Consider the following 16,683-nt stretch of genomic DNA (forward strand, 5'->3'; position numbering starts at 1 on the left):
TTATCATCATCGTGGTTGAATCTGAAGTGGGGAACCCCCATTTACAATTCAACTTCTCTTTACGTGTTTCTGATAGACAAAAGATACAGATACGGGTGAAGAGCTAAAGTCACAAATAATAGAATAAGTTGGGAAATGTTATGGCGGAAGTTCGTGCCAGAGTTAGCTTAAAAGTCGGCCTCAAGAGCCATATAGACGCAGAAATCCTTTCGTTTCGTGGTTTAGAAACTGAAAAGGAACACGTCGCTTTAATATTTAAATCTGCTGATCAGCAGGCGCATACTCCATTGGTACGGATGCACTCAGAGTGTTTGACCGGAGACGTATTCCATTCATCGCGATGTGACTGTGGTGAACAATTAGACGAAACTTTAGAAAAGATGGGTGATAACGGCGGAATCATCCTGTATTTGCGTCAGGAAGGGCGAGGTATTGGTTTATACAATAAAATTGATGCCTACAAACTTCAAAGCGAAGGCATGAATACGTACGAGGCGAACAACCATCTTGGCTTTGGCGATGACTTGCGTGATTTTAAAGAAGCAGCACAAATGCTGCTAGCGCTTGGTATAAAAAAGATTCGTTTGGTTACCAATAACCCTAAGAAGATCAAAGATCTAACGGATTACGGTATCGAGATTGAAGAGGTGGTCAATACCGAGGCTCATATCAAGAACGGGAACGAAGGCTATCTAAAAGCGAAAGTTTCCCACGGTAAGCATAAGCTCGACATCTGACTGGTGTAAACCACCATTGAGTGCTTGATAAGTATCTTGATGCATAATCAACAGATAAGCCTCACGTATGTGGGGCTTTTTGTTATTTGAAGCTTGAATATAAGCAATAAAAATGTATCATTCTGTTACGAATAATAATGATAATAGTTCTTACTACTTATTTGCTCAACAAGGATGATTTAATGATCACTAAACAAGCTACTACTCAATTAATGGTAGTTTCACTTCTTGGTTTATCGGGTAGCGCTTTTGCCGCAGTTACTCAATCTCAAGTTGTTAAACATTACGCAGACGTTGCTCATGCGACTTATGCGGACGCAACAACGACTGCGAAAGCACTCGACAAATCAATCGACCAACTATTGGCAGCACCATCTGAGTCGACACTTCTTTCTGCTCGTGAAGCTTGGTTGAACGCTCGTGTACCTTACCAACAAAGTGAAGTGTTCCGTTTTGGTAACGCAATCGTTGATGATTGGGAAGGGCAACTGAATGCATGGCCACTGGACGAAGGTCTGATCGATTACGTATCTACGGATTACCAGTACGAGTTAGGTAACGAAGGTGCGCAAGCGAACATCGTTGCGAATGAAGAAGTTCGAGTGGGTGCTAGCGTACTTGATACTAAAAAGATTACGCCTGCTCTCATTGCGGATCTCAATGAAGTGGGTGGTTCTGAAGCGAACGTGGCTTCCGGCTATCATGCGATTGAATTTTTACTTTGGGGCCAAGATTTAAACGGCGCTAACGCTGGAGCTGGTAATCGTCAACACACAGACTTTGCAATGGGTAGTGCATGTACTAATGGCAACTGCGACCGTCGTGGCGAATTCTTAAAAGCGGCATCTCAACTGCTTATCGAAGATCTAGAATGGATGGAAAAGCAGTGGGCGAGCAATCAAAAAGGCAACTACCGTCAAAAATTGTTATCTGAGTCGAGTGAAACAGGCCTTCGTAAGATGTTGTTTGGCATGGGTTCACTATCACTAGGTGAGCTTGCGGGCGAGCGTATGAAAGTCGCTCTAGAGGCAAACTCTACTGAAGATGAACACGATTGCTTCTCTGATAACACTCACAACTCCCATTACTACAATGAGCAAGGTATCTACAACGTATTTACTGGCTTATACATGCGTCAAAATGGTCAATTGTTATCTGGTCCAAGCATCTACGACCTTGTCGCACAGCAAGACAAGCAAGCGGCGAAGAAAATTCAAAAAGATTTCGATATTGCACGCACGCAAGTGAAGCAACTTGTCATTTCTGCTGAGAAAAACGACCAGCACTTCGATCAGTTAATTGCTACGGGTAATACACAAGGCAACGCACTGGTTAACGACACTATCATGGCGTTGGTAGTACAAACGGCTGCAATTGAGCGAGCAGCTAAGATCATTGGTATCGAAAGTCTTAACCCTGATACCGCCGATCACGAGTTTTAATTTAGAAGCAGTAGTATAGGGCTCACGCGTAGTGGGCCCTTTTTTTCTATTAAGGACGTTCAATGACATTTCGTTTATTTACACTGGGATTAATAACGATACTTTCCACCTCTAGTTACGCGTATGAAAAGAAATCTGGCGGCGACACAACAACAAATAAACAAGGCCCCAATGCTCTTTCATTACCCGCAACTAACTTACCTATGGCTTCTCGGCTTGATTTTAGTGTCGGTAATAGCTTCTTTCGTAACCCTTGGGTTCAAGCTCCAGCGTCAACCGATGCCCGTGACGGGTTAGGGCCATTATTTAATACCAATGGTTGCCAAAACTGTCACATCAAAGATGGTCGAGGTCATCCTCCTGAGCCAAACGATATCCACGCTGTTTCTATGTTGGTTCGTTTAAGTATTCCTGCGACGACTAAAGCCCAACAAATGGCGGTGATTCGTGGTGGCGTAATACCCGAGCCGACTTATGGCGGACAACTTCAAGATTTCTCATTACCAGACGCTCAACCAGAAGGCAAAGTGGTCATCGAGTACGATGAGAAAGTCGTACATTTTAGTGATGGTGAAAAAGTGGTTTTGCGTAAGCCGACAGTCTCGATTACGAATTTAGCCTATGGACCAATGGATCCAAATGCTTTGCTTTCAGCTCGTGTTGCCCCTCCGATGATCGGCTTAGGCTTACTTGAAGCCATTCCTGAAGAAACGATTCTAGCTATGTCGGATGTTAACGACAGTAATAATGATGGAATATCAGGCAAAGCTAACCGAGTTTTAGATGTAAAAACGAACACCTTGGAACTAGGTCGATTTGGTTGGAAAGCAGGGCAACCGAACCTGATGCAACAAAATGCCGCCGCATTTAATGGTGATCTTGGTTTAACCAGTGATCTTTTCCCGAACGAGAATTGCACTGATGCTCAAGATATCTGTAAAAAGTTGCCGAACGGCGGACAACCTGAAGTGAGTCAAAAGATTCTCGACTTTGTCGAATTCTATTCTCAACATTTGGCGGTGCCGAAACGCAGAAACATGACGTCACCAGAAGTAGTGCGTGGCCAAGCCCTGTTTGCTCAATCCGGCTGTCAGTCTTGTCATGCCGTCAATATAAAAACGGGCGTGGTGCCAGAGACTCCGGCACTCTCAGAGCAAGTTATCCACCCTTATAGTGATATGTTATTGCACGACATGGGAGAGGGGCTTGCGGATAACCGACCAGAGTACCTGGCAAACGGCCAAGAATGGCGAACGCCGCCACTTTGGGGGATTGGCTATACTCAGGAGGTCAATAATCACACCTATTTCTTACATGATGGCCGTGCTCGTAACTTGATGGAAGCGGTATTGTGGCATGGTGGTGAGGCGAAAAATGCGCAACAGCAGGTGTTAAGTATGTCTAAATCCGATCGTGATGCGCTTATCGCATTTTTAAATTCATTATAAGGTGAATCTAATGACTAAACGAACCGCCGCTTCCGTGATTATATTTGAACGCGTAACGCCTTTAAAGGCGAGCGCCTTAACGATGTTGGCTACGCTATTGATTGGCTGCCAGTCAACAGCATCGACTGGCACTGTAAGTGATACCAATGAATCACAGGAACCTTTGAGCTTGCTCTCGAGTTCAGCCCACTTGAGTCAGGATGTTTATCGTCTTCAATGGGCGTCAGCCAAGCGTTTTGAACAACAATCCTCTCTGCTTGCCGATAGTTTTAATCAATATTGTCGAAACGATAATAAATCTTTGGATGATGTGAAACATCAATGGTCGGCAACCATGCAAGCTTGGATGGCGCTTCAAGGTCAGCAGCGTGGGCCTCAATCTGCGTTGGATCTGAGTTGGAATATACAGTTCTGGCCTGATAAGAAAAACACTACAGGGAGAAAAATGCAGGCACTTGCCAAGCACAGCTCAGACCTAACAGCGCAAGATGTACTTAAAGAAAGCGTTACTGTGCAAGGGCTCGGGGCGATAGAATGGTTATTGTATGATAGCAAGTCTCCGTTGTTATCGGATAAACCATCAGGGTGTCAGTTAGGTGAACCAATTAGCCAAGCCTTGCAATATCATGGGCAACAAGTAAGCCAAGCTTGGCAGACTAACCCGTGGACTGAATTAGATGAAAAGCATTGGCGCAGTGAATATGTCAGCTTATTGTCGAATCAGATCGAATACAGTATGCAGAAATTAAGTCGACCGCTTGCCAAAATAGGCCAACCACGAGCGTATTTTTCTGAATCATGGCGCTCTGGAACATCACTTGCCAACTTAGGCAGCAATGTTGATGCGATGGATAAAATCTATCACCAAGGTGGCTTAGACTCTTTATTACGCGAGCGAGGACGAACGGATCTTGCGGATAGCCTGAGCCGAAATTTCACGCACCTTAAACATGAATGGCCTAGAGATGGCAATATGTTTCAGACCATTGGAACCAAAGCGGGTTATCAACAAGCCTTGATGTTATTGAATCAGCTTGAGCTATTAGACATATTGATCCGCGACGATGTGGCTTTAGAACTCGGCATTGTAGTGGGGTTTAATGCAACCGATGGTGACTGATCAAACAAGACGCCGTTTGCTTCAAGCTGCGTTTTGGGGCTCGGCCCTGCCGCTCACAACGACCCTTGGTTGTGCGTCAGTCAGTACAGCGAAACAACCTGCATTGATTGGGTGTGCCATTAAAGGGCGAGACCGCTACCAAGTAGTGATTGCAGACCATCGTGGCCAACCCATTGTGGCTCACACCTTGCCTAAACGAGGGCATGGTGTCGCGGTCCAACCTAATGGGACACAGGCAGTTGCGTTTGCTCGTAGGCCCGGAGACTATTTCCAGCCTTTTAATTACGTGTCTGGTGAAATGATGCCGTTGGTGGTGCCAAATGCAGAACGTCATTTTTATGGTCATGGTGTTTACTCCAAAGATGGTGGGTATCTTTTTGTTACCGAAGGGGATAAAACCACCAGCCAAGGGTTTATCGGCGTGTACGACGTTGCAGCGGGTTATAAAAAAGTGGATGAATGGTCAGGGTTTGGTATTGGCCCCCATGAAGTGATTCTATTGGGCAATAACCAACTTGCAATTGGGGTAGGCGGCGTCCATACGTTAGGTCGAACACCTCAGAACCTTGAGAGTATGACGCCCTCATTAAGTTACTTAAATATGGACGGTGAGCTTGTTGATCAAGTTGGTTTGTCCAATCATCATCTGAGCATTCGTCACTTGGCTACCGACGCTAATGGTGCGGTGTACTGTGGTCAGCAGTATCGAGGAGAGCCTGATAGTTATCCGAGTTTGGTTGCGGTACACGGTGGTGTAATTGACAGGAAAAGTGGTCATTCAGGGCTAACAATGCTCAATGCAGAACCTGAGGAGTGGGCACGATTCAATCATTATATCGCAAGCATCGCCGTGCATGACAATACGCTTATCGCGACTTCACCTCGTGGTAACTGCTATGGAATTTGGGATCTAGCGAAGAATAAATTGCTCGAGTTATCGTCTTTACCTGACGCCAGTGGTGTGGTGGCCAGCGATGATGGATTTTGGCTAAGCTCAGGAGCGGCAAAGGTTGTACACCAAGCCTATGACCAGCCTAGGCAGACATTTTCATCCAATATCCACTGGGATAATCATTGGAGTGTAATTTAGTCATTTATTAGTCCTATACTTGCTCAGAATTTTGCCATACTTAACTATGTTGTTAAGTATGGCGATGTCAGCGAGGAGCGGGCAAATGATAATTAGACATTTAATTGTTTCGGTTCTGCTGCTTTGCTCATCTTCAGTGTATGCGTGGAGCCAGCACCAATCTCTTGCTTGGGTATCAAGTCATACACCTACGGGCACGGTTTTAGCTCATCACGAGCTATTGGCTCAGATTTATCATGAGAATCAGTACCAGCCTATTTGGTATCAATACGATGCGATCAAACAGTTTGAGACACAATTAGAACATGCCGCATTAGCCGACGTTAGCGATGTGTTTTATCAAAGACTATCTGAGCTCAAAGAGGCGCGTTATCAGAATCGTTGGCAAGAATACGATATTCTGGCCACCGACACCTTACTCACCTTTATTTCTTACTCTCAATTAGCTCAAGCAAAGGGCAAAGGCTGGTTCTTTGGAGGTCGTGTACCTGCGCACCTACCTGTCCCCTCTGAGGGCAGTACCGAGGCGCTGCTGTTTGCCGTAGGAAATGATGGGCTAGAAGCTTTTTTGGAACAGTACGAGCCTAACAGCGCCGTCTTTAAAAGGTACGTGAGCACAATAGATAGGTTAAAGCCTTATGTTGATTTTTTTGTTAGTGACTATATGCAGAGAAAACGACTGTTGCGTAAAGGCGATATCATCACTCATAAGCCGGAATTGACGTATCGACTGGATATCTTAGGTTTTGATGTTCAGCACGTTGATCAAAGTCATAATGTATACGGCAGTGATTTAGAGCAGGTGATTAAACAGTTTCAACAACGGCATGGCTTGAGTGTCGACGGCGTAATTGGGCCAAAAACTATCTACTGGATTAACCGCCCGATGGAAGAGCGCTTGCGTTTGGTCGCGCTCAATGCACAGCGACTACGAATATGGCCAGAGCAGCGCAGCAATATTGTCTTGGTTAATGTCCCTCAGTTTGCGATGACTTATTGGAAAGGGGGCGAGAAAGCGTTTGAATCTGATGTCATCGTTGGTCGTCCGTCGCGTAAAACACCATTAATTAACACGAAAATGGACTCGGTTATATTAAACCCCCGCTGGAATGTACCGCATAAGATAATGGTCAAAGACATCTTACCTAAAGCCATAAACAGTCAGGAATATTTAGCAAGCCACAACTATGAAATCGTAAAAAGCTGGCATAACAGAGAAGTCATTAATCCAGATGAAATTAACTGGACGGAAGTTAACCCCAATTCTTTCCCATATCGAATACGACAGTTGTCGGGGCCAACCAATGCTTTGGGGCAGTACAAGTTTAATACCCCTAATAAAAATGCTATTTTCCTGCATGATACGCCGGCAAAATCTCTGTTTGCTAAAGACAGGCGAGCATTCAGTTCAGGTTGTATTCGGATAGAAGAGGCTGCATCTTTTGCCCAATTGTTGGTCGAGCAGTCGGCAGTGAAACCTCAGTTCAAACAGATGTCGTTACCGGGAGAAGATACCTTAGCCGTTACCTTAACAAGGCGCATTCCGGTGCACATTATTTATCAAACGGTTTGGTTTAAAAACGGTGAGCTTCAATATAGTGACGATGTATACCGTTATGATCATTTGAGTAAGAGTTCAAATTTTGACGCAAAACTGACGAAAATAGTTAATCTCGATAAAGTTCTTTCCGCTCAATAACTAATCAATGAATCGGCACTATCTGGGCCGATTTTCACCTTTTTCCTGGTTTGACCACGGTAAATTTTCTCGGTAGGGTCTCGATCTTGCATTAATTAGCATGTCGATTCGTAACCAAAGTTGAATGAACCAATGTCGTATTCAAAGTTAAACCGTAGAAAATTTATGCAACTTGCTAGTGCAGGATTTGTAACCACCACGTTAATGCCGACTCAAGCGTTGGCGAGCTTAGCCTCTAAACCTCGTAACATCGTTTTTAACAATCTTCATACTGGAGAGAAAATAGAAACCTGTTATTTCGATGGCTCTACTTACATAACAGAAGAGCTCGACCGTATTAACCACATTTGTCGCGATTTCCGCAGAAATGAATCTCATCCTATGGATAAACTGCTGCTAGACAAAATCAGTGCGATTCAGTCCGCGCTTGGCACTAACGCAGAAGTGCAGATCATTTCTGGTTATCGTTCGCCGGCAACCAATGAGATGCTGAGAGGCAAATCTTCGGGTGTGGCAAAAAAAAGCCACCATATGTTAGGTAAAGCCATCGACTTTCGTTTAGAAGGTGTAGCATTAGCAGATGTGCGTAAAGCGGCTATTTCACTTAAAGCTGGTGGAGTAGGTTACTATCCGGGCAGTAACTTTATTCACATTGATACGGGCGCAACTCGATCTTGGTAATACGCGCTACATAGAAAAGTGTTCCAGACTCAGCTTGTCAAATTCAAGGTGAAATGTCATAGTTCTGGGCAATAACCCTTTTCAAAAGAGTAAGTAGAATGAGCCTTAAATACCAAGTTGTGCCTGTCACTTCTTTTTCTCAAAATTGTTCCATTGTTTGGTGTGACGAAACGATGGAAGCTGTAGTAGTAGATCCAGGTGGCGACGTTAAGCATCTAGTCACTATCATTCAAGAGTTGGGTGTTAAGGTAGTTAAAATTCTATTAACTCACGGTCACTTAGATCATGTTGGTGGCACTGAAGACCTAGCTCGTGAAGTCGTAACCCCAATTATTGGCCCACATAAAGACGACAACTTTTGGCTACAAGGCCTCGAAGGTCAAAGCCAGATGTTCGGATTTCCATTAACGGAAGCATTCGAACCAGATCAGTGGCTAAATGAAGGTGATACGGTAACTTTTGGTAATGAGTCGATGGATGTATTACACACTCCAGGCCACACGCCAGGACATGTGATTTTTTACAGCGCATCAGCAAAATTAGCGTTTGTTGGGGATGTCTTGTTTAATGGCAGCATTGGCCGCACGGATTTCCCTAAAGGGGATTTGAATACACTGATGGAATCGATCAAAGGCAAGCTTTGGCCGCTTGGTAACGAAACGACATTTGTACCCGGTCATGGGCCAGAGTCTACGTTTGGAAAAGAGCGTGTTTCTAACCCCTATGTGGCAGATGAAATGCCAATCTACTAGTTTTTACTCGTAAAAAAGCGCCTAAGTGGCGCTTTTTTTGTTTTGGTAGCTTTGCTATCTGAATCACGGAATTTAAGCGACAGGTTGTTTATCCACTCGTTCTGAAGATGAGGCCGCTAGATAACGTCTAGTGAGGCCAATGAACTCTTCGATTGGCCGGTCAAGGTCAGACTCTGAAATAAATATATCGTACCCCCAATACGCCCTTTGATAACGCATTCTATTCGCTATCATTGCCGATAAGCCGTGAAACTCCTCCCCTGATGAAGCAAAATGTGTGTCACCATTGAGCACCATATCCTCAAACTTGGAAATCTCTCCCTTTTGCTTTGCGCCTAAGTAAAGTAGAGCGCGTTGTTCTAGCAATATCTGGGTGGTAATGCGTGGGCAAATACTGTGAATGTATGGAGAGTAATCTTTCAGGCGTATTCCAATCCAAGGCATAGGTTCACACCAACCTTCTCTTTGGTAATGGCAAAGGGAAATCTCGCTGATGTTGTTCCAAGTGACTACCCAACCGCCTTTAAATAAATGTTGCTGAAAATGGGTATCGGTCATGGTGAAGCGAACCCTTGCTTGTTCAAGTAGGTAATAACCAGTGCTAAGGAGTATGGCAACGCCGCACCAAATGAGTAATGCTTGTGTAAGGGTTTGCATTAGGGCGACCAAAAGAAGCGCAAACAGTGTTGCAGCAATTGCAACTCTCTTGTTGAGTGGAGAACCATAATCAAAGGATATGTTGGTTAAGTGTTGTGTTTGCATATAGGCATTTCCTTACCCTATTTGTGCGAGACGATAAACAAGAATAACGCTTCCATGGCTTCCCGTTTATTTTACTGATGTTTGTATAAATAATAGTCGAACAGTGCGTATTTCCCCATTTTTAGCCGGAATTTCGGCTCTAGACTACAAATTTGCCTTCATTTTTGTTATAAATCGCGCTTCAAAATTTTCACCACTGCGCCGAATGCAGTGAAATGGAGAAATACTCGATGAGACTAGCACATAAGCGCAAGGTGCAGATGAAACTGCAGAAGCACATTAAAGCGGCTGTAGCAAACGTAGCGGCACCTAAAGCAACCAAACCAGCGGCAAACAAGATTGTTGCAGAGAAGACGGTTGCGGCGACACCAGCGGCGAAAAAAGTCGTTGCTGCAGCGACAAAAGCTGATGTAGCTCTAACTCCAAAGCAACAACAAGTACTGGATATTGTTGTTAGCAATGCTGAAGGTATTAACCCTAAAGGCATCGGCCTTGTTGCTGGCCAAGAAGATGCAAAAGCAGCTTCATGGGCAACAGGTGCACTTAAAAAGTTATTAGAAGAAAATCTAGTAGCGAAAGAACAGCTAGCGGGTAACAAGGTTATCTACAAAGCAATCTAATTTGCTTTAGCTGTTTGAGAATAAGAAAAAGCCCAGTCATGTTGATGACTGGGCTTTTTCTTTTTATTGATTGGATTCCTGTTTGTTACTCTCGATGTCATGCAAGGTGTGAAAGCCTGACCAAATACGCGTAAATGTCGTTATCCAGCATAACGCGCCAAACACATATGCAAGCGTGGCGAAGTGGCCTGGTAGAAGGCACATCACAATAAAGCAGGCGATGGTTTCTGTTCCCTCGGTAATACCACTCATGTAGTACAAGGATTTGTTTTTATATACTGGGTTTTCAATGTGGTGCTTACTGGCCATGATGGCAAACGCCAGAAAGCTTGTGCCTGTCCCGATAAATGAAAAAATCAGAAACGCACCGGCAATGGCATTGCTCGTTGGGTCAGCTAGTACGAACCCAAAAGGGATCAGTGAATAAAAAAGAAAATCCAAGCTGATGTCGAGAAAGCCGCCTGAATCTGAAATACCGTGCCTGCGAGCCAAAGCGCCATCAAGACCATCGGCTACTCGGTTCAATACAACAAACAATAATGCCAGAGAATACTGTTGCCAAATTAGTGCGGGAAAGGCGCAACAACCTAACATAAAACCAGTCACTGTTGTTTGGTTGGCGGTAATGCCCATTTTATCCAGCAGAGCCGCTCCAAAATTTAACGGTGATCGAATGACTTTAATCGAAAATCTATCCAGCATGATGATTCACCTTTTGAGCTTGGTTCCAAGGCCACACTAAACACATGCCTTGCTCTGGTACATCTGACTGGTCGTGAGTCACCATTACGGTTGGAATGTTAGCAGCGCTGAGCTGTTCAAATATCCAGTCTCTAAATTGGGTTCTTAGCGATTGGTCTAGCTTACTAAAAGGTTCATCAAGTAATGCTAATTGTGGTTTAGCAAGCAGCATTCGAATCAAGCTTATACGCGCCCGCTGGCCACCGGATACTTGATTGGGTAATGAATTAGCCAGAGATTCAAGCCCCAGTTTTTCTAGTGCAGCCAAAGCTTCAACTTGGCGCTGGCGGCCTTTGACAGAATTTGGTAAAGCAAAGGCTAAGTTCTCCCATACGTTCAAATGAGGAAAGAGCAAGTCTTCTTGAAATAGAATGCCGACTTTACGCTTGTGCGGCTCTAGGTTCGAAATATCAGCACCTGCCAGTGTCATGATTCCAGAAAAAGAGAATTCACGGTCTAAATGGCCTGCAAGGGCACTTAATAGCGTTGACTTGCCACAACCACTTGGCCCCATGAGGCTTAGAACCTCTCCGTTATTCACTTTGAAATTCAACGGTTGGAACAATTGGCGTTGTTGGCGATCATAAATGGTGAGGTTTTCTACTGCGAGCGTCATGTATAACCGCTGTCCTTACTGGTTTAATTTGTCCGATTTTTCGATGTTGATGCTGTTTTAGCAAGTAAGCAAAGAAGAAAAATACAAAAGGCAATAGCGCTTGCCATAGTGCGTATATCGCGGTGACACGTCGGTCAAACCCGCTTGAAAGTGCAACGGCTTCGGTCGTAATTGTGGCTATTCTGCCAGCGCCCAATACCAGCGTAGGTAAGTATTGCGCTAGGCTTACGCTCACTCCAATGGCCCAAGCGTAAATGATGGCAGGGAATACAATAGGAGCTTTGATTTGTAGCCAAGTTCTAAGTGGTGATTTTCCAAGGCTTAATGCCGACAATGTGTAACGGTCATCATAGCTTCGCCATGGCCCGTCCAGAGATAGGAACACATATGGGAAAGCAAAGAAGACGTGAGCCCAACACACCCAAAGGTAATAGTAGTCAGCACCTATTAACAAGCTTGCGACTTGAATGCCAAACAGCAAAGAAATTTGTGGAATAAGCAGTGGTATCGCAATCATGAAGCTAGGGACATGGCTTTTATGCTTAAGACGATATTCATGAGTTATCAGAGCTAACAGCAACGCAATGGTTGCCGATACTACGGCGATAGCAACACTATTGCTGACGGTTGGAATAACGCTGCTCCATTCCGTTTGCCAAAAGCGCGAACTCCACCTTGTTGGTGATAAGTCTGGAAACTTCCAACGTTGGGCAAAGCTCCAAATTAGCAATATAGGCAAGCACAACAACGCGGTAATTCCCAGGGCTGCGAACGCCGTTTTGCCGGGTAGCCTAATGCCATAGCGGCCTGAAAACTGCCACTGACGGTACTGCTTCACAAACAGCCATTCTAAAGCGCGGGCAAAGGCGATCATGACAGAACACAACGCAAACAAGATCGCGGCACCAGCTCCGGCTCTAGGTAGCAAGGCCAAGTCAGGTTCGTTGAACCATTGCCAGACTAATACCGCAAACGTTGGCGGGTTGGTTGGCCCCACAACCAATGCCACATCAACGACAGACGCACTGAACGCCAAAACAGCGAACAAAGGAAAGCGCATCTTGCTAAACCATTGGGGTAATAGGCACTTCCACCATAGCTGGTTGTTGTTATAGCCGAGGCTATGGGCAATTTGGGTGGTTTGCTTTATTCGCAGTTGAGCCAGAACTGGCATGCTCATGAGTAGGAAAAAAGTAATTTCCTTAAGCGCTAGTACAGCGATCAGTCCAATTCCTGATTGGTGCTGAATTAACGGAACATCCCAATTACCATTAACGTTAATTGAAAACAACGACAAGCCAGATTCAAGCACTCTTACCATGATGCCTGTTGGAGAGAACAAAAAAGCAAAGCCGATAGCAAACGCAACGTGTGGCAATGCCATTAACGGAGCTAAACTGGTCTCAATTTTTTGCCATGCTTTGGTTTGCCAACAGCTTTGTAAAATTGCGAACGTCGCGAGCAGTGCAAGATAAGAGCTAACGAGTGTGGTAGTAACAGTAAGCCATATAGAGTGCCCAACACCGCTCCAGTCGAACACGGCATTAAAGCCTCCCAAACTTGGCTGAGATAACCCAAGAGGCGGGATATATGCAAATGCCGAGGCGAGCATGCCTACCATTCCGGGAATGGTAGGTGCAATGCAGATGATCAATACCGCCAAATACAACAAGCGCAGCATGAGACTATCTTAGTTCCCGTAACGCTTAAGCCACTCTTTCTCAAGAGCAGCTTGCCAGCTTGGGTGAGGTTCAGCCACGGATTTAAACAGCTTCGTGTTTTTCGCACTCCCCGTTAGATGCTCGCTTTTCAATACCGACGGGTCACCCCAAATGGCGAGGTCGCCCTTACGAGACTGTGCTTCAGGGCTTAACAAAAAGTTAATCGCCACTTGAGCGCCTTCTTTAGCTGTCGCATTCCATGGGATCGCTAGGAAATGGATGTTTGATAGTGCGCCACCATCCATAGCGTAGCTTTTCGTTGTTTCTGCAAGTGTGCCGTCAGCTTGTGCCGAAAAAACTTCGTTTGGATTAAAGGTAATGGCCAAATCAATTTGGTTGTCGTCAAGTAATTGAATAGATTGAGAGCCGTTTGCTGGAAATTGCTTGCCTTGGTTCCACATCGTTGGGTGCAGAGCATCTAGATAAGCCCAGAGAGGTTTGGTCACTAGACGGAAGTCGGCGTCGTTGACTGGTTTCATCAAACTCGCATCGTTATTAGTTAACTCAATTAAAAGGGCTTTAAGAACACTGGTTCCGTGAAATGCTGGCGGTTTAGGGTAACTAATACGGCCTGGGAATGCTTGGCTATAGTTAAGTAATTCCACGAATGATTTTGGGGGGTTATTGAGTTTTTTCTCGTCGTGGATAAACACGAGTTGACCGACGCCCCAAGGTGCTTCTAGCCCTAAGGTTGGCTCAGAAAAGTCACTATCTACTGGTAGCTCTGTGTTGACGTATTGCCAACTTGGTAGTGCCTGTGTAAACGGGCCGAAAAGCAGCTTATTGTTTTTCATGGATTTGAAGTTTTCACCGTTAATCCAGACCATATCTACGCTGCCGTTACTGTGTTTCCCTGCCGTTTTTTCTGCAAGTAAACGTGCGCTGGTTTCAGCAATGTCGGTAACTTTCACATGGACAAATTCGATGCCATAGTTTCGCTTTAGATTCTCGCCAGTCCAGCGAAGGTAATTATTGATTTGCTGGCTTCCACCCCAAGCATGAAAGTAGACGGTTTGGCCTCGGGCTTTCATTTCTATATCTTGCCAGTCCTGCGCAGCAACGCTGGAAAGGGTGAAAAGGGAGGTTAACGCAAATAAGATGAGCTTTTTCATGATTGTCCTTATCTAAAGTTGAGCTGCGAGATGTCTTTTTATAATAGCTATTGAATGACAAGACCGCGTTCCATGCCTATTCCTTTCAAGTATGAACCAGAAATTAGAAATATTCTGGTTTAGCGGAATAAAAAGGAATAAATTTAATGAGATAGGATGATAACAAAAATGCGCTAACTAAAGCGCATTTATGTGGATTTATAGAGATTGTTGTGATGAAGAGATTACGCTTTGCACGTGTCCTTGGTCACCATTTGGTCGATCAATAATTGCCCACGAGGGTTGCGGAGCATCAGGCGATATTTCACACCAATCTCCATATTGCCTTTTACCTCTTTGCTTGAGCAATAATAATCCACTGCATGTGACATTAACTGTTTGGAAGATTGCGGTGCGTCATCAGCATTAAATATCATTAAGATCTCAACGATGCCTTCCTTAGCATTAGCTCGCATGATATTCAGCGGACCGTATTCAATTGGTAAACCAGCACTCAATATGCTTGCTCTTTGTTCAGCAACCAGATTGATGGTTTTCTGTTTATCGTTGTTAGATGCACAACCAGAGACCAGAAGCACAGCCATTAAAGACAGCAAAATGGATGATAGAAAAGACTTAGGCATTGTTATTAGAAGACCTTTTTAAATGGTTTAACAATAACGTTGGCATAGACGCCTGCAGCAATGTATGGGTCGGTGTCTGCCCATGCTTGCGCGTCCTGTATTGAATTGAATTGTGCGATGACCGTTGATCCAGTAAAGCCAGCTTCGCCAGGGTTATCTGAATCAATAGCAGGCATTGGGCCTGCAGTCAGTAGGCGGCCTTCATCCTGCAGCTGTTGCAAGCGTGCGAGGTGTTTTTCACGAACGCTCAAACGCTTTTCTAGTGAATTCTCGACATCTTGAGAAAAAATAACGTACCACATGATTTTGACTTCCTATTCAAGTAATTATTAAGCCAAGATACTAGACCTTGCTGGCAAAAAAAAGCACCTCGTAGAGATGCTTACCGTATTTAGACAATTTATGTGTTTATTGTTCAATAACGCGAGGACGACCTTCGTTATCTATCGCTACGTAATGGAACGTAGCATCACACACTTGGAAGCGATCGCCAACACCATCTTCTTTTACGGGCTTCACCCAAACATCAATGTCGATAGACATAGACGTGCGGCCAATTTTGCTGCATGCACCGTAGCAGCAAACTACATCGCCAACCTTTACTGGTTTTTTAAAGGTGATACTTGAAACCGAAACGGTAACGATACGGCCACCTGAAATTTCTTTCGCAAGAATGCCACCAGCTAAGTCTAGTTGAGACATGATCCAACCACCAAATATGTCGCCATTTGCATTTGTATCGGCAGGCATAGCAAGAGTGCGAAGTAAAAGTTGGCCGTGCGGTGCGTCGTGTGTCTTTGTCATGTGTTATCCATTGTCCGCCTTGGGGAGAATCCAAGGCGTTGATATATTGGTAGTAATTAATCTTTGTTTTTTTGTTGCTTGTCTTGCTGATTACTTTGCTGATTGTCTTCGTCTTTAGGCATGTGTTTGTAGACGTAAATACCCGTTAATAAAGTGAAACCAAAGGTCGCGGCGAGTAAACCAAAGACTTTAAAGTTCACCCAAACATCCAGCGGCAAACTGAATGCGACGTAGACATTAAGGGCGGCACAGAATGTAAAGAAGACAATCCAAGCAGCGTTGATTTTTGCCCATACCGAATCAGGGAGGGTGATTTCTTTAGCTAGCATGCCCTTGATAACAGGCTTGCCCATAAGTTGAGTGATCAATAAGCCCAAAGCGAACACCATATAGACAATCGTCACTTTCCATTTAATGAAGTTTTCATCGTGCAAGAAAATGGTCATACCGCCAAACACCGCAACCATCACAAAGGTAATTAGCTGCATTTTTTCGACTTTCTTATAAAGGAAATAAGTCACGGCGATTTGAATCGCAGTCGCGATGATCAAAGCACCTGTGCCTACATAGATGTCGTACATTTTATAGAGCGCGAAGAAGATAATCAGTGGGATAAAATCAATCAGTTGCTTCATTGGGTACGTATTTCCATCAAATAAATTCCGCCTCAGTCTACCCAAAATACGTGCAATGAAAAATACACTTTAAGTAATTA

Annotated in this window: 18 protein-coding genes; 9 read left to right on the forward strand and 9 right to left on the reverse strand. The window is 44.5% G+C overall.

Going from position 1 to position 16,683, the window contains the following annotated elements; translation table 11 throughout:
* Nucleotides 1–140 precede the first annotated feature (140 nt).
* From QWZ04_RS06010 to QWZ04_RS06045, 8 genes are all read left to right on the forward strand, one after another.
* The gene (locus QWZ04_RS06010) at nt 141–737 is read left to right on the forward strand and encodes a GTP cyclohydrolase II (RefSeq protein WP_290325975.1); all 597 of its coding nucleotides are present in this window, start codon (nt 141–143) and stop codon (nt 735–737) included.
* Between the two features lie 182 nt (nt 738–919).
* Nucleotides 920–2,179: an imelysin family protein gene (locus tag QWZ04_RS06015; RefSeq protein WP_290325977.1), complete on the forward strand. Its 1,260-nt coding sequence runs from the start codon at nt 920–922 to the stop codon at nt 2,177–2,179.
* Between the two features lie 62 nt (nt 2,180–2,241).
* Nucleotides 2,242–3,627 carry a di-heme oxidoreductase family protein gene (locus QWZ04_RS06020; RefSeq protein ID WP_290325979.1) on the forward strand — a complete coding sequence of 462 codons (1,386 nt, stop codon included), beginning with the start codon at nt 2,242–2,244 and terminating at the stop codon, nt 3,625–3,627.
* 10 nt (nt 3,628–3,637) lie between these two features.
* Nucleotides 3,638–4,747, forward strand: coding sequence for an imelysin family protein (locus QWZ04_RS06025; RefSeq protein WP_290325981.1), 1,110 nt, complete (start codon nt 3,638–3,640; stop codon nt 4,745–4,747).
* The gene (locus QWZ04_RS06030; protein ID WP_290325983.1) at nt 4,728–5,837 is read left to right on the forward strand and encodes a DUF1513 domain-containing protein; all 1,110 of its coding nucleotides are present in this window, start codon (nt 4,728–4,730) and stop codon (nt 5,835–5,837) included. Before QWZ04_RS06025 ends, QWZ04_RS06030 begins: the two co-directional genes overlap by 20 nt.
* A gap of 85 nt (nt 5,838–5,922) precedes the next feature.
* On the forward strand, nt 5,923–7,536 hold the full coding sequence (locus QWZ04_RS06035; RefSeq protein WP_290325985.1) for a L,D-transpeptidase family protein: 1,614 nt from the start codon (nt 5,923–5,925) through the stop codon (nt 7,534–7,536).
* Between the two features lie 165 nt (nt 7,537–7,701).
* Nucleotides 7,702–8,217, forward strand: coding sequence for a peptidoglycan L,D-endopeptidase MepK (gene mepK / locus QWZ04_RS06040; protein WP_494338492.1), 516 nt, complete (start codon nt 7,702–7,704; stop codon nt 8,215–8,217).
* Nucleotides 8,218–8,315: 98 nt separating this feature from the next.
* Nucleotides 8,316–8,969 (forward strand): MBL fold metallo-hydrolase, encoded by a 654-nt coding sequence (locus QWZ04_RS06045; protein WP_290325987.1) that lies wholly within the window; start codon nt 8,316–8,318, stop codon nt 8,967–8,969.
* Between the two features lie 72 nt (nt 8,970–9,041).
* Here the strand turns inward: QWZ04_RS06045 and QWZ04_RS06050 are convergent, their stop codons facing one another.
* On the reverse strand, nt 9,042–9,731 hold the full coding sequence (locus tag QWZ04_RS06050; RefSeq protein ID WP_290325989.1) for a DUF2982 domain-containing protein: 690 nt from the start codon (nt 9,729–9,731) through the stop codon (nt 9,042–9,044).
* Between the two features lie 230 nt (nt 9,732–9,961).
* On the opposite strand from QWZ04_RS06050, the gene QWZ04_RS06055 reads away from it, so the two are divergent.
* Nucleotides 9,962–10,351, forward strand: coding sequence for a MarR family transcriptional regulator (locus tag QWZ04_RS06055; protein ID WP_290325991.1), 390 nt, complete (start codon nt 9,962–9,964; stop codon nt 10,349–10,351).
* A gap of 63 nt (nt 10,352–10,414) precedes the next feature.
* Here QWZ04_RS06055 and QWZ04_RS06060 read toward each other — a convergent pair whose 3' ends face one another.
* The 8 genes from QWZ04_RS06060 to QWZ04_RS06095 form a co-directional block, all read right to left on the reverse strand.
* Nucleotides 10,415–11,053, reverse strand: coding sequence for a CDP-alcohol phosphatidyltransferase family protein (locus tag QWZ04_RS06060; protein ID WP_290325993.1), 639 nt, complete (start codon nt 11,051–11,053; stop codon nt 10,415–10,417).
* Nucleotides 11,043–11,708, reverse strand: coding sequence for an ATP-binding cassette domain-containing protein (locus QWZ04_RS06065; protein ID WP_290325995.1), 666 nt, complete (start codon nt 11,706–11,708; stop codon nt 11,043–11,045). The genes QWZ04_RS06060 and QWZ04_RS06065 overlap by 11 nt, the downstream gene beginning before the upstream one ends.
* Nucleotides 11,674–13,389, reverse strand: a complete 1,716-nt coding sequence (locus tag QWZ04_RS06070) for an ABC transporter permease (protein ID WP_290325997.1) — start codon at nt 13,387–13,389, stop codon at nt 11,674–11,676. Before QWZ04_RS06070 ends, QWZ04_RS06065 begins: the two co-directional genes overlap by 35 nt.
* A gap of 9 nt (nt 13,390–13,398) precedes the next feature.
* Nucleotides 13,399–14,541, reverse strand: a complete 1,143-nt coding sequence (locus tag QWZ04_RS06075) for an ABC transporter substrate-binding protein (protein ID WP_290326000.1) — start codon at nt 14,539–14,541, stop codon at nt 13,399–13,401.
* 224 nt (nt 14,542–14,765) lie between these two features.
* Nucleotides 14,766–15,164, reverse strand: coding sequence for a GspS/AspS pilotin family protein (locus QWZ04_RS06080; protein ID WP_290326002.1), 399 nt, complete (start codon nt 15,162–15,164; stop codon nt 14,766–14,768).
* Nucleotides 15,165–15,169: 5 nt separating this feature from the next.
* A complete protein-coding gene (locus tag QWZ04_RS06085; RefSeq protein WP_290326004.1) occupies nt 15,170–15,466 on the reverse strand; it encodes a YciI family protein in 297 nt (98 codons plus the stop codon).
* Between the two features lie 106 nt (nt 15,467–15,572).
* A complete protein-coding gene (gene yciA / locus QWZ04_RS06090; protein WP_290326006.1) occupies nt 15,573–15,968 on the reverse strand; it encodes an acyl-CoA thioester hydrolase YciA in 396 nt (131 codons plus the stop codon).
* 56 nt (nt 15,969–16,024) lie between these two features.
* On the reverse strand, nt 16,025–16,603 hold the full coding sequence (locus QWZ04_RS06095; RefSeq protein ID WP_290326008.1) for a septation protein A: 579 nt from the start codon (nt 16,601–16,603) through the stop codon (nt 16,025–16,027).
* Nucleotides 16,604–16,683 lie beyond the last annotated feature (80 nt).

The organism is Vibrio tapetis subsp. quintayensis, from assembly GCF_030409945.1.
GTDB classification, from domain to species: domain Bacteria; phylum Pseudomonadota; class Gammaproteobacteria; order Enterobacterales; family Vibrionaceae; genus Vibrio; species Vibrio quintayensis.